Origin of the sequence: Amycolatopsis samaneae (assembly GCF_039541975.1) — a bacterium.
Classification (GTDB): domain Bacteria; phylum Actinomycetota; class Actinomycetes; order Mycobacteriales; family Pseudonocardiaceae; genus Amycolatopsis; species Amycolatopsis samaneae.
Genome location: NZ_BAABHG010000007.1, coordinates 418,812 through 432,150, shown reverse-complemented (window position 1 = coordinate 432,150; position 13,339 = coordinate 418,812). Strand labels below are relative to the sequence as shown.

The 13,339-nt window shown below is 68.4% G+C and carries 12 protein-coding genes; 1 reads left to right on the top strand and 11 read right to left on the bottom strand.

The genetic code is table 11. The features are described 5' to 3' along the window. Window positions 1–4: 4 nt before the first annotated feature. The 10 genes from ABD987_RS21105 to ABD987_RS21060 form a co-directional block, all read right to left on the bottom strand. Window positions 5–1,000: an ABC transporter ATP-binding protein gene (locus ABD987_RS21105; protein WP_345395994.1), complete on the bottom strand. Its 996-nt coding sequence runs from the start codon at window positions 998–1,000 to the stop codon at window positions 5–7. 6 nt (window positions 1,001–1,006) lie between these two features. Further along, window positions 1,007–1,942 carry an ABC transporter permease gene (locus tag ABD987_RS21100; RefSeq protein WP_345395991.1) on the bottom strand — a complete coding sequence of 312 codons (936 nt, stop codon included), beginning with the start codon at window positions 1,940–1,942 and terminating at the stop codon, window positions 1,007–1,009. Then, on the bottom strand, window positions 1,939–2,940 hold the full coding sequence (locus ABD987_RS21095; protein WP_345395988.1) for an ABC transporter permease: 1,002 nt from the start codon (window positions 2,938–2,940) through the stop codon (window positions 1,939–1,941). The genes ABD987_RS21100 and ABD987_RS21095 overlap by 4 nt, the downstream gene beginning before the upstream one ends. A 90-nt stretch (window positions 2,941–3,030) precedes the next feature. Continuing rightward, window positions 3,031–4,704: an ABC transporter substrate-binding protein gene (locus ABD987_RS21090; protein WP_378273136.1), complete on the bottom strand. Its 1,674-nt coding sequence runs from the start codon at window positions 4,702–4,704 to the stop codon at window positions 3,031–3,033. 260 nt (window positions 4,705–4,964) lie between these two features. Beyond that, a complete protein-coding gene (locus tag ABD987_RS21085) occupies window positions 4,965–5,453 on the bottom strand; it encodes a uridine kinase family protein (RefSeq protein ID WP_345396235.1) in 489 nt (162 codons plus the stop codon). Between the two features lie 44 nt (window positions 5,454–5,497). Further along, complete coding sequence (locus ABD987_RS21080; protein WP_345395982.1) at window positions 5,498–5,953, bottom strand: DUF2304 domain-containing protein; 456 nt, start codon at window positions 5,951–5,953, stop codon at window positions 5,498–5,500. A gap of 14 nt (window positions 5,954–5,967) precedes the next feature. Further along, entirely contained in the window at window positions 5,968–6,669 is a 702-nt protein-coding gene (locus ABD987_RS21075; protein ID WP_378214193.1) for a glycosyltransferase family 2 protein, read from the bottom strand. Window positions 6,670–6,741: 72 nt separating this feature from the next. Then, window positions 6,742–8,721, bottom strand: a complete 1,980-nt coding sequence (locus ABD987_RS21070; RefSeq protein ID WP_345395976.1) for a DUF6541 family protein — start codon at window positions 8,719–8,721, stop codon at window positions 6,742–6,744. Between the two features lie 69 nt (window positions 8,722–8,790). Then, the gene (locus ABD987_RS21065) at window positions 8,791–10,107 is read right to left on the bottom strand and encodes a lipopolysaccharide biosynthesis protein (protein ID WP_345395973.1); all 1,317 of its coding nucleotides are present in this window, start codon (window positions 10,105–10,107) and stop codon (window positions 8,791–8,793) included. Then, window positions 10,104–11,120 carry a glycosyltransferase family 2 protein gene (locus tag ABD987_RS21060; RefSeq protein WP_345395970.1) on the bottom strand — a complete coding sequence of 339 codons (1,017 nt, stop codon included), beginning with the start codon at window positions 11,118–11,120 and terminating at the stop codon, window positions 10,104–10,106. The genes ABD987_RS21065 and ABD987_RS21060 overlap by 4 nt, the downstream gene beginning before the upstream one ends. Before the next feature lie 63 nt (window positions 11,121–11,183). Here ABD987_RS21060 and ABD987_RS21055 point away from each other — a divergent pair, with 63 nt between their 5' ends. Further along, on the top strand, window positions 11,184–12,293 hold the full coding sequence (locus ABD987_RS21055; RefSeq protein ID WP_345395966.1) for a UDP-N-acetylglucosamine 2-epimerase: 1,110 nt from the start codon (window positions 11,184–11,186) through the stop codon (window positions 12,291–12,293). 446 nt (window positions 12,294–12,739) lie between these two features. On the opposite strand, the gene recR is transcribed toward ABD987_RS21055, so the two are convergent. Then, a complete protein-coding gene (gene recR / locus ABD987_RS21050) occupies window positions 12,740–13,336 on the bottom strand; it encodes a recombination mediator RecR (protein ID WP_345395963.1) in 597 nt (198 codons plus the stop codon). Window positions 13,337–13,339: the final 3 nt, after the last annotated feature.

Genomic DNA, 13,339 nt, shown 5'->3' with positions numbered 1-13,339 from the left:
TCGCTCATCGGGCCCCTCCTCCTGCCGCCACCGCCGGCCGCACCGGGTTGTGGCAGCGCAGCAGGCCCCCGTTGTCGGGCACCAGCTGCGGCGAGCTCTCCCGGCACACCTCCAGCGCGTTCGGGCAGCGTGGCGCGAACGCGCAACCGCCGGCCCACGGGATGTTGTCGGCCACCGATCCCTTGATCGGGACCAGCTTCTCGCCCCGGCCCGCGTCGAGGCGCGGGATGGAGGCGAGCAGGCCGTGCGTGTACGGATGCCGCGGCTCGGCGAACAGCTGGTGCCGCTGTGCCCGCTCGACGATCCGGCCGCCGTAGAGCACGTTCACCTCGTCGCAGAGCCCGGCGACGACACCGAGGTCGTGCGTGATCATGATCAGCGCGGTCCCGGTGTCCTGCACGAGTTCGCGCAGCAGCGCCAGGATCTGCGCCTGGATGGTGACGTCCAGCGCGGTCGTCGGCTCGTCCGCGATGAGCAGCCGCGGCCGGCACGCCAGCGCGATCGCGATCAGCGCGCGCTGCCGCATCCCGCCGGAAAGCTGGTGCGGGTACTCGGAAAGCCGCCGCGACGGGTCGGGGATGCCGACCTTGTCCAGCAGCTCGACGGCCTCGATCGCCGCCTTCTTGCGCGGCATGTCGCGGTGCCGTTCCAGCACCTCGGTGATCTGCAGCCCGATCGGGATGACCGGGTTCAGCGAGGACAGCGGGTCCTGGAACACCATGCCGAGATCCCGCCCTCGGCGGTCCCGCATTTCCTTGTCCGGCAACGTGAGCAGGTCGGTGCCCTCGAAGGACACCGAGCCGCTGACCTTGTTGCCGCGCTTGGCGAGCAGCCGCATGATCGCCAGCGACGTCACCGACTTGCCACAGCCGGACTCGCCGACCAGCCCGACCGTCTGGCCGGGTTCGACGTCGAAGCTGATCTCGTCCACCGCGGTGAACGGCTGCTCGCCGCGGCGCTGGAAAACGACCTTGAGGTCACGAACTTCGAGGAGTGCCACGGAAAATCACCGCCTGTTCTTCGGGTCGAGGGCTTCACGGAGCGATTCGCCGAGCAGCGTGAACCCGAGCGCGACCACGATGATCGCGATGGCCGGGTAGTACGCCAGCTCCGGGCGGATTTCGAGGAACTTGTGCGCGGCGTTGCCGAGCATCAGTCCCCATTCCGCCCGCGACGGGTCCGGGTCGCCGAGACCGAGGAAGGACAGCGCCGCCGCCTCGATGATGGACGTCGCCAGCGTCAGCGTCGCCTGGACGATGACCGGGCCGAGCGAGTTCGGCAGCATGTGCCGGAGCACGATCGACCGGCGCTTCACACCCAGCGACGTCGCCGCGAGCACGTGGTCACTGGAGCGCTGCGCGAGCATGGAGCCCCGCAGCAACCGCGCGAAGATCGGCACGCCGATCATCGAAACGGCGAGGATGACCGTCCACTGGCTCGGTTTGGCGAACAACGCGGCGATCGAGACCGCCAGCAGCAGCGACGGGAAGGCCAGCATGACGTCGACGACGCGCATGATCAGGGTGTCGACCCAGCCGCCGAAAGCCCCGGCGAGGCCACCGAGGATCATCCCGACGACGACGCCGATCAGCGTCGCGAGGACACCGACGAGCAACGTCTGCTGGGCGCCGACGATCAGCCGGGACAGGAAGTCGCGGCCGAAGTCGTCCACGCCGAGCGGGTATCCCGGCATCGCGCCGGGAATGATGCCGCGGCCCATGTTGACCTTGTCCTGCAGGTACCGCGTGAGCGGATCCTTCGGCGCCAGCAGCGGCGCGAAGATCGCCAGCAGCACGAACAGGATGGTGATCACGCCGCCGGTGATCGCGACCGGGCTGCGCAGCATGCGCCGCAGCGCCTCGCCGCCGAGGCTGTGGCCCCGTGCCGAAGCCGCCGCGAGCTTGTCGATCGGCTCTTTCTTCTTGTTCAGCAGAGTGTTCATCGCACACGCACCCTCGGGTCGATGATCCCGTACGAGATGTCGACCAGCATGTTCACCAGCACGTACACCAGCGCCCCGAACAGCAACAGCGCCTGCAGCCGGGGATAGTCACGTCGTTCGATGCCCTCGGCGAGCAGGTAACCGAGGCCGCGGATGTTGAACACCCGCTCGGTCAGCACCGCGCCACCGAGCAGCGCGCCGGTCTGCAGGCCGATGGTGGTGACCACCGGGAGCAGTGCGTTGCGCAGGACGTGCCGCCGCCGCACCACGGGCTGGGTCAGGCCCTTGGAGTTGGCGGTGCGGATGAAGTCCTCGTTGAACACGTCGAGCACCGAGGCACGGGTGATCCGGGTGATCACCGCGAGCGGGATGGTGGCCAGCGCGAACGCGGGCAGGATCAGGTGCTTGATCGCGTCCCACACGGCGTCCCATTCCTGGGTGAGAATGCCGTCGAGGATCGCGAAGTTGGTGATGCTGGTGGCGTCCAGCCCCGCGCTCTGCCGTCCCTGGGAGGGAAGTCCGAGCGGCGCGGCGAGCCCGTTCTGCATCATGTAGCCGAGGAAGAACACCGGCACCGCGACCCCGACCAGCGTCAGCACGATGATGACGTTGTCGACGGCGCCGCCCTTGAACCGCGCGGACAGGTAACCGAACGGAATACCCAGCACGATCGCCAGGACCATCGCGGAGAAACCGAGTTCGATGGTGGCGGGAAGAAAGCGGCCGATCTCGCCCATTACGTCCTGGGCGGAGACGAGTGAGGTGCCGAAATCACCGGTGACGGCGCGGCCGAGGAATTTGAAGTACTGGACGAAGATCGGCTGATCGAAGCCGAGGGAACGGTTGATGTCGGCGACCTTCTCCGGCGTCGCCTTGTCCCCGAGAAGCGCGTATGCGGGTCCTCCGGGGAGCGAGCGGAGCCAGGCGAAGACCAAAATGGACAGAAGCAGGAGCGTCGGGATCGCTTGTAGCAGCCGACGCACGATGAAACGGAGCACGTGCGTTTCCTTTGTTGCCAGCCCGGGAAGTAGGGCCAAGGGGTGAGTGCGGTCGCACCCACCCCTTGGCCCTTGGCTATGTTTTTCGGATCAGCCGACACTCACGGTGTTGAAGCGTTCGTCGGTCAGCGGGCTGGCCACCAGGCCCTTCACCTTCGGGCCGACCACGATCGCCGGCGCCGGGTAGGCGATCGGAATCGCGGGGAGGTACTCCATGACCTCCTTGTTCGCCTTCTGGTACGCCTGGGCGTGCGCGTCACCGGCGGGCGCGGCGTCGGCGTCGGCCAGCGTCTTGAACAGGTCCTTGTTTTCGAACCCGAATTCCTTCTTCTGGCGGCCGAAGAACGTGCCGATGAAGTTGCCGGCGTCGTTGTAGTCACCGGTCCAGCCCAGCAGGTGGATGTCCTGCTTGCCGAGCTGCTGGACGTCCTCCTTGTAGCCACCGTTCCACGGCTTGGCGACCGCCTCGACCTTGATGCCGATGGCCTTCAGGTCCTCGGAGATCGCGGTGAAGGTGTCGGCCGGGTTCGGCAGGTACGGCCTGCTGACCTCGGTCGGGTAGTAGAACTTCAGGGTCAGGTCGGTGGCACCCGCCTCCTGCAGCAGCTTCTTGGCCTGCTCCTTGTCGTACGGGTACTTCTTGACGTCCTCGGTGTAGCCCGAGATGACCTTCGGCACGAACTCGGTCGCGACGTCGGACCCCTCGGCCAGCTTGGTCTTGACGAACTGCTCGCGGTTGATGCCGTAGGCGAGCGCCTGGCGGACCTTCGGGTCCTTCAGCTTCGGGTTGTTCGCCTGGTTGATGCCCAGGTAGAGGACGTTGAACGACGGGCGGATGAGCACCTGCTCGCCGTCGCCGCGCAGCAGACCGTAGTCCGCGGGCGCCGGGAAGTCGTAGCCCTGGATGTCCCCGGCCTTCAACGCCTGCTTACGGGCGTTCTCGTCCGGGATGATCTTGAAGATCAGCTTGTCGACCTTGGCCTGCTGGCTCGGGCTGTCGGTGGCCTTGACCAGGGTGACCTGGCCCTTGGCCTGGTCCCAGCTCTCGAGCTTGAACGGGCCGGTGCCGGTGACGTACTTCGAGGTGTACTCGCTGAACGTGGGCGCGCCGCTGGAACCGGTGACCTGGTCGCCCTTGTACTTCGTCACCGCGTCGGGGCTCTGCATGGAGAACGCGGGCAGCGTGAACGCGGCGGGGAACGCGCCCTTGGCCTTGGTCAGGTTGAGGACCGCGGTCGAGTCGTCCTTGACCTCGCAGGACTTGTAGACCGGGTCGCCCTTCGCGGCGCCCTCGTTCTTGGCGAAGCCCTCGAAGACGTCGCCGTAGTAGATCATCGCGTTCTGGGCGAGCTCGCCCTTCATGTTGAACCAGCGGTCGAAGTTGAAGCAGACCGCCTTGGCGTTGAAGGGCGTGCCGTCGTGGAACTTGACCCCCTTCTTGAGGGAGAAGGTCCAGGTCTTGCCCTCGTTGCTGGGCTCCCACTTCTCGGCCAGCGACGGCTCGAGGTCGGCGGTGCCCGGCTTGTTCTGGATCAGGGTGTCCAGCATCTGCCGGGTGATCCGGTAGGTCTCACCCTCATCGGTGAAGATCGGGTCCAGCATCTTCGGGTTACCCGCGTTGCCGAAGATCATCGTGCCGCCGGAACCACCTCCCGCGGCATCGTCTCGCTTGGACGTTGCACACGCGGACAACGAGACCGCGACCGCGCCGGCCAGCCCGATCAGGGCAATCCGGCGTGTTCGGGTCAGCCGCCATTGCTGCATCTGACACCCCTTGGGAGATGTTCGGTGTTTAAGTCACCGTCCGGTCGGTCAGAAAACTCCTCGGACGGTGTGTTCGCCGACACTAGCGGGAACTCGCCCCGCACTTAAGCACGCGAGGTTACGATCGCGCTACGTAGCAGCCAAAATAACCGCAATGCGTTGGTAAATCCTGACCGTAGGTAGCGATTTCACCGGGGTTACTGCGATGAGCGCACAGCCGATGACACAAATGGAGGTATCGGGTGCCGCCGACGTCGGACTCAGCCGACGTGACTGCCGGCGGCCGCGCGGGTGCCGTCCACGGCAAACCAACCACGCTCGAAAAGCTGCCAACGTCGCAGGTCAGCGCGGTGGTCCAGACCGTCGCGGGCGACCGAGCGGGCCAGTCTGGACGCCTCGTCACCACCGTCGACCCACCACAGGTGCGACAGCAGTGGCCGCACCGAAGTCCGGCCGCTGGAAACGCCTTCCAACACCAGCACTCCGGGTACCGGAACGGTGACGGTAGCCCCGAGACGCGGGCCCTCCGGCGGCCATTCCATCCGCCGGTAACTGCCGGGATAACCGGCCGCGAGGGGCCTTAAAACGCCTTCCTCCAGGCGCGGCCACCAGGCCACTGGATCGGTCCAAGTGGCGAATTCGTCGGTACTCAGGAGAACAACGGGCACGTCGCGTGCCCGAAAGTCACCGGCCAGTGCCCTGGCGAACGTGGATTTCCCGGCCCCGGACGGACCGTCGACGGCCACCAGCCGCACCGCGCCCAGCCGCGGCGGGGCCGCGAGGACGGCCTCGATCAGCGCGCGCGTACCGAACTCGCCTTGGCGACGGCGTCCGCCTCCGGCAGCCCCTTGACGTCGTCCGGGGCCGACGTCCTGGCCTCCAGCTCGGCGATCCGGCCTTCGAGCTCCTTCTTCGCGTCTTCGAGCTCGCAGCGCAGCAGCGCGATCTCCTCGACGGAGGTCCGGACCTCTTCCTCCAGGTGCCCGACCTCGGTGGACAGGTGCAGCGCGACCAGTGCCAGCACGACGCCGGCGAGCAGGAAGACGAAGTTCGACGGGGTGACGACCCCGGTGATCTTCGCCAGGAACTCCGCGGCCTGCGGGACGACCGCGAGCACCACGACGCCGACGGAGACGATGAGCCACACGCCCGCGTACTTCTCCCGCAGCTTCCGCCTGCGCATCATCTCCAGGACGACGAACAGCACGAGGCCCGCGACGACGATGCTGAGAATGCGCCAGCCGTCCATGGACGTACCTCCTTCTACGCCGAGTCGGACGAGTCGACCGCGGGGCGGCGGCGCACCAGCGCCAGCAGCAACGCGAGACCGGCCCGGCTCAGGTACACGGCCGATTTGATGGGCGAGTGACTGGGTGTGCCGCCTGCCCGTTCACGCATGATCACCGGGATCTCGGCGATGGTGAGCTTCGCGCGGATGGCCAGCACCAGCGATTCCACGGTGTCGCCGAGGTACTCGGCCGGGTAATACGCGGCGAACAGCTTGATCGCCTTCGGGCCCATCGCCTTGAACCCCGACGTGACGTCGGTGAGCTTGCGGCGGGCGAGCCGGGAGAACACGAGCGACAGCGCGACCATCGCGTACTTGCGCGGTCCGCTGGCCTTGTAGGACCCCTTGCCCGCGAAGCGCGAGCCGATGACGATGTCGGCCTCGTCCAGCCCGCGCAGCAGCGCGGCGACCTCTTCGGGGTCGTGCTGGCCGTCCGCGTCCACCTGGACGACGACGTCGTAGCCGCGTGCGGCGGCGTACCGGAAGCCGGTGCGCATCGCGCCGCCGACGCCGAGGTTCACCGCCAGCCGCGCCACGTCCGCCCCGGCCGCTCTGGCCAGTTTCGCGGTTTCGTCGACCGATCCGTCGTCGACGACCAGCAGATCGGCGCCCGGCAGGGACTTCTTCACCTGCTCGATCACCGCGCCGACACTGGCCTGCTCGTTGAGGGCAGGCATCACGATGAGTACGCGGCGGCTGGTCACGGATGCCGCCGGTGCTGTCACAGACACGGGATCCACTCTATCTTCTTACCGGCCGTGAGCGGTTCCGGACCCGGGCGCGGCCCCGGCCGTGACGACGTCACGCATGCCCTCGATCTCGTAGACCGAGGAGTCGTCGTTGTGGAAGACCCGCTTGAAGCCCGGTGTGCTGTCCAGCCGCTCCAGGCCCACCGCGCGCCGGTCCGACGCGTCCTGGGTCACCATGCCCCGGCCGACCACCACGTACCGCACCTTCAGCTCGGCCAGGTCCTTACGCACCGTGGTGTTCTTGTTGATGTCGTTGAGGTACACCGTGAGGAACCCGGGCTTGCTCTCGAACGGCGCGCCGTAGAACGTCCATTCGACCGGGGTGACGCCGGCGAGGGCGTACATCCACACCGAGCCGTCCTTGCGGTCGTTCATCACCCGCTCGCCGGGCGCGACGTGCTGGGCGAGCCACGCGTACGCCTCTTCCTCCTTCTTGGACACCGTCGGGCCGTCACCGTAGTTCCGGCCGAGCGCCGAGGAGTTGCGTCCGATGTAGGCACCCTTGCTGAGCCCGGCCATGACCAGTCCGATCACGACCGCGGCGACGAGCGCCGCCGTGGCGGGCTTGAAGGTCGGTTTGCGCCGTTCCACGAAGCCCGCGAACCGTTCGGCGCCCGTGTTCACGAACTCACCGACCGCGACCGCGCCGGCCAGCGGGACGAGCGCGGCGATGCGCCAGTGGTCGTTGTAGAAGATGCCGGTGAGGGTGTGGACGAGGTTGGTCTCCAGTGACACGGTCGCCGCGAAGAGGCCGCCGAGCAGCACGTACGCGGCCACCATCCACAGCATGCGGCGGTGCTTGACCATCAGGAAGATCCCGATGATCGCGGGGATGCCGATCCACCACTGCGGGAACGCCGCCATCGGCGAGAAGGTGATCGTCTCCCCGATCCCGCCGCTCACGGTGGCCTCGGAGGCCCAGGACGCGCCGGTGACCCCGCCGACGTTGTACAGCGAGGGCAGGACCACGGGCAGGCCCAGTACGACGGCCATCCCGACCGTCGCGATCAGTGAGGCCGCCGAGCGCCGCCAGTCGATCTTCTCGAACTTGAAGACGACCGCGAGCAGGATGAGCAGGAAGTACAGGATGACGACGAAGACGATGCTGGTGTGCAGTCCGGCGAGGCCCGCGACGCCGACGCCGATCGCGACCGGCCCCGCGATGCCGCGGGGTTCGAGGATCAGGCGCGCGAGGGCCAGCATCGCCGGGACCAGCGCCACGCCCGCGACGTAGGGCCACAGCGGACCGCGCCACAGCGAGTCGTACGGGAAGGAGGTGAACCAGGTCGTGACCGCGGCCGCGGCGGCGACGCCGATCGCGGGCATACGCCAGGTGTGACACATCGCCGCGACACCCAGCGGGACGGTGAGAATGACCGCCAGCACCGCCAGGTTCAGCGTCGGCATCATCGTCAGGCCGCCCTTGTCGAGGACGAGGGCGAGCAGCGCGTGGTAGGTGTCCGGGTAGAAGTAGTGGGTCTCGTTCGGGACGTTCGCGATCGTGCCGACGGTGGAGGGCCGCGCGTCGCCGTGCTCGGCGATCCAGCGGACCAGGTTGCCGTGGAAGGGCGCGTCCCAGCCCTGCTGGACGCGGTCGATCGCGTGCGAGCCACGCAGGAAGGTGATGGCGCCGACGGCCATGCCGGCCAGGACACCCAGCCCGATCAGCACGTGGTCGCGCACCGACCGCTTCGGCCGGTCGTCATCGCGCTCGGTCCATTCCGGATGACGTCGTGCGGTGAACCGGCTCACGGCGAACGACAGCGCGAAGCCGACCACGGACAGCGCGACTGTCCACAGTGCCACGTCGAGCAGGTCCCAGCGGATGCCGAGCCCGCCGAGGACCGGGACGCCCAGTGCGACGATGCCGAACGTCAGCAGTGGCGCCGCGGCGGCGAGTGTCCAGCCCCGCAGCCTGATCGCCGCGCCGAACACCAGGCCCGGCAGCCAGAAAGCGAGCAGAACGAGAACTACATTCATCGAATTCGCTGTCCCAACTTCACCAGCGTTACGCGCCGTCCCCATGGACGGCGCAGACCCGCGGTCACCCTACTGGGATGCCTCGGCGGCCTTCGCGTTGCCCGGCCGTCGCAGCACGAACACGAGCACGACGGCCAGGCCGACGGTCGGCCCCGCCCCCAGCCCGACGACCGCGCGGAAGATGGCGTCACCAGGGAGGAACAACAGGACCAGCGCCGTGGTCACGGTGACCGAGGCCCAGGTCAGCAGCACCTTGTTGGCCTGGGTGCGCGCCACGAGCACGGCCGCCATGAGCTGCATCGCGGTGAGCAGCACGGTGCCCCAGACCAGGCCGGTCATCCACCAGCCCTCGGCGACGTAGTCGGCGCCGAACAGGAGTTTGATGAGCCACGGGCCGATCAGGAAGCCGACCAGCGCGCCGACCGCGGCGAGGACGAGTGTGCCCAGCGTGCCGACCGCGAGCATGCGGCGCAGCCGATGCATGCCCTCGGCGGTGCTGGAGAGCCGGACCGCGGTGGGCACCGCGAGCGCCTGGAGCGGGGACAGCAGCAGCAGCGGCAGCCGCGCGACCATCAGCGCGACGGTCAGTACCCCGAACTGCGCCTCGTCCGGCGCCGGGGCGAGCAGCTTGACCATCGTCGGGTAGCCGCCGATGACCGCGGCGGCGAGCCCGGCGCCGATGAGCAGCAGCACGATCCGGCCGATCAGCGGGCGCCACGACTCGCCGTCCAGCTGCGGATCGACCAGCCCGCCGACCGGGCGGACGAACAGGAGCCAGGCGAACGAGCCGAGCGCGGCGGCGATCGCCAGTGACACCAGCCCGGTGACACCCGCGACGACGACGGCGCCGAGCCCGACGATGCGGACGAACGCTTCGGCCAGGACGAGCCACGAGTAGGACTTGATCCGGTCGTGGCCCATCAGCACACCGCGCGCGGCGTACTGGCAGGCGAACGAGATCGCCCCGCACAGCACGATGATCGCCAGCTCGGTGTGTCCTGAGTAGACCCGGTCGCTGATCGCCGGGATCAGGCTGAGCAGGGCGATCACGGCGACGATGACCAGGCCGACGGTCGTCGCGCGCAGCGCGGACTTCCCGGTCTTCTTCCCCTCCAGCGCGGCGACCGCGGACTGGCGGGAGATTTCCTGCTCCAGCGGGGACAGGGCGGCGCCGAGTCCCATCAGCAGGCCCCAGAACGAGCTGAAGACGCCGTTGCCGACCGGGCCGAGCAGGCGGGCGATCACGAGCGTCAGCACGTAGCCGAGGGCGATCGCGATCAGCAGGGAGAGGCCGACCTTGCCCGCGGACTTCCCGGTGTCCTTGGCCAATGTCCTGCCGTCGGCGGTCTTCTCGGGCTTGTCGGCGTTGTCGGTCACGGTGCTCATCGGCGCAGCCGGGCACGCAGCGCCATCACCAGGCCACGGACCGCACCCGCCCCGAAGCCCGCGGCGAAGACCGGGGTGAGCTGGGCGACCGCGCGGGCCTCCGCCTTGGTCGCGCCGAAGCGGGTCACCGCGACACCCGCGGCGGCGGAACCGGCGGCGGCGAGCGCGACGGCGGTCTTCGGCCGCTTGGCGGCGACACCGAGGCCCAGCAGGCCGAGACCGAACGCGGCGAACAGGCCGTTGCGGGCGGGGCCGGGCGAGGCGAGGTAGGAGTCGACGAACGTGGTGCCGCGGAAGTACGACTGGCCGACGAACTTCTTGAAGGAGTCCCGGCCGTGGTAGGTCGCGGAGAACTCCGGGGCGAGGAAGATGCGGTGCCGCTCGGCGATCCAGCGCAGGACGCCGGTGTCGTCACTGGCGAAGCGCACGTCGTCGAAAAGGGAGACGAAGGCGTCGGAGGCCGCTTCGAGGACCTCGCGGGGAGCGCAGAAGAACCCGGTCCCCTTGGGAAAGAGGTCGAATTCCTCGATCCCGAAGGACATCAGCCGCGGGTTCGCGCAGTAACGCCGCCAAGGGATCTTCACCAGCCCGGCCATGAAACCCGCGTAAGGATTGTGCTCGGACGCGAGATTGATGTGCCCGTTCCAGACCATCCTGTCCGGGTGCGCGCGGAACTGCTCGCGCAGGAAGGTGAGTGAGCCGGTGTCCACGATCACGCGGCTGTCGAGCAGCAGGATCTGCTCGCCGGTGGCCTTCGCGATGCCCGCGCGGCGGGCCTCGAAGCGACCGGCGTTGGACTGCGACACCACCGTGATGCCATGCTGTTCGCGCAGGTCGTCGAGCCTTTTCGGGGTCTCGTCGGTGCTGCCGTCGTCCACCACGACGATCTCGACCGGCCACCGCGCGGCCCGTGCCGAGGCGACCAGGGCGCCGACGCTCTCGACAATCCAGTCCGGCTCGTTGTAGACCGGGATGACGACCGACAGCTTCTCCAGGAGCGTGTTGGCACTCACCGGGTCGAGGCTACGCGACAACGGGGGACCAGTATCCTTCGGGCACCGCACACCCGACCAGAAATGGGCCCAACGGTGATTTCCTTCATTCTCGGCACCACCGCGGAACTGATCAAGATCGCGCCGGTCTACCACGGGATCGCCGAACGTGGCATGCGGCCGAAGATCTGGTTCACCGCGCAGCACGTGGACGAGGTCGCCGACGTGCTCGCCGATCTGAACATGCCGGAACCGGACGTCTGGCTCGTGCCGCAGGACAAGGCACGCAACCTCGAGTCGCCCGCGCAGGTGCCGGGCTGGGCCGCGCAGGTGATGCGCACCGCGTGGAGCCGCCGCGCCGAGCTGCGTGCCGCGCTGGCCGAGGACGGCCGGCCGCCGCTGGTACTGGTGCACGGCGACACGTTCACCACGCCGTACGGCTCGCTGATCGGCAAGCGGATCCTGAAGTCGCGGGTCGGGCACGTCGAGGCGGGCGCGCGGTCGGGCAGCATCCTGTCCCCGCTGCCCGAGGAGCTGAACCGCAAGATCGCGGCGAAGATCGTCGACATCCACTTCGCGCCGAGCGCGCGTGAGGTGAACAACCTGCGCAACGCCCGCGGCGTCGTGGTCGACACCGAGGCGAACACCGCGATCGACGCGATGCGGCTGGCCATCAACCAACCGCTGGACGTGCCGAACCTGCCGGAGAAGTTCGGCCTCGCCACGCTGCACCGCTTCGAGCTGGTGTCGCGCCCGGACAAGTACCGCGAGGCGCTGGAGATCCTGCGCGAGCAGAGCCGCCAGATGCCGATCCTGTACATGGCGGGCGCGCCGGAGCGCGAGAAGATCCGCTCGCTGGGCATCGGGAACATCTTCGACGACCAGTTCATCGTCCAGCCGAAGATGCGGTACCTGAAGTTCCTGCCGCTGGTGGCGCGCGCCGAGTACGTCGTCACCGACTCCGGCGGCCTGTCCGCCGAGTGCTACTACCTCGGCCTGCCGTGCGCCGTGCACCGCGAGCGCACCGAAACGCCGCAGCACCTCGGCGAGACGGTGGTGCTGACCGAGATGCGCGGGGACAAGCTGCAGAACTTCCTGGACACCTACCAGAACCGGCGCGGCGAGTCCTGGATGGACAAGTACCACCCGTCGGAGATTGTCGTGAACACTCTGGCGCAGCTGGGTTACTGCTGAAGTCTCCGTATTGCCGGTAAGGCCACCTTGGGGGCGTCACACGCCCGTAAGGTGGCCTTACCGCGTTTTTGGGACGTCCACGCACGGCCTCTCGGGGCTATTCGTGGCTTCTCGCGCTGGTGTCCGAAGTGGACGGAGCCGGTTTCGGGGCCGGGGTCCGGATCCCCTGGGTATACCCCCACCCTCCCGGGGGCACCCCTGCAACCAGCCTATCGCCGTGAGGGTGCTCGACGGGGGTGCTCGGCGAATCTGTGGACAGCCGCGGCCGTTGTGGACAACTCGCGCGCGGGGTGTCTCGCTGGTCCGTGAATGCCACATCGAGGGACTCAGAGTCCGTGAATGTGGCATTCACGGACCACCCGGAACCAGGGGCCGCGCCAAGGTCCGTGGGGGCCTCCTTGAGGGAGTCCAGCTCCCTCAAGGAGGCCCCCACGGACCGGGCGAAACTAGAGCGCGCGGCGGCCGGAGAGGGCGCGGCCGAGGGTCAGCTCGTCGGCGAACTCCAGGTCACCGCCCATCGGCAGGCCCGACGCGAGCCGGGTGACCGACAGGCCGGGGAAGTCCCGCAGCATGCGCACGAGGTACGTCGCGGTGGCCTCCCCCTCGGTGTTCGGGTCGGTCGCGATGATCACCTCGGTGACGTCCGCCTCGCCGATGCGGGCGAGCAGCTCACGCATGCGCAGCTGCTCCGGGCCGATCCCCGACAACGGGTCGAGCGCCCCGCCGAGCACGTGGTAGCGGCCCTTGAACTCGCGGGTGCGCTCGACCGCGAGCACGTCCTTGGGCTCCTCCACGACACAGATGACGCTCAGGTCGCGCCGCGCGTCGCGGCAGATGCGGCAGGTCGCCTGCTCGGAGACGTTTCCGCAGATCTCGCAGAACTGCACGCCCTCCTTGACCTTGCCGAGCACCTCCTGCAGCCGCGCGATGTCGGCGGGGTCGGTCGCCAGCAGGTGGAAGGCGATCCGTTGCGCGCTCTTGGGCCCGACACCCGGCAGCCTGCCGAGTTCGTCGATCAGGTCCTGGACGACACCTTCGTACACCGG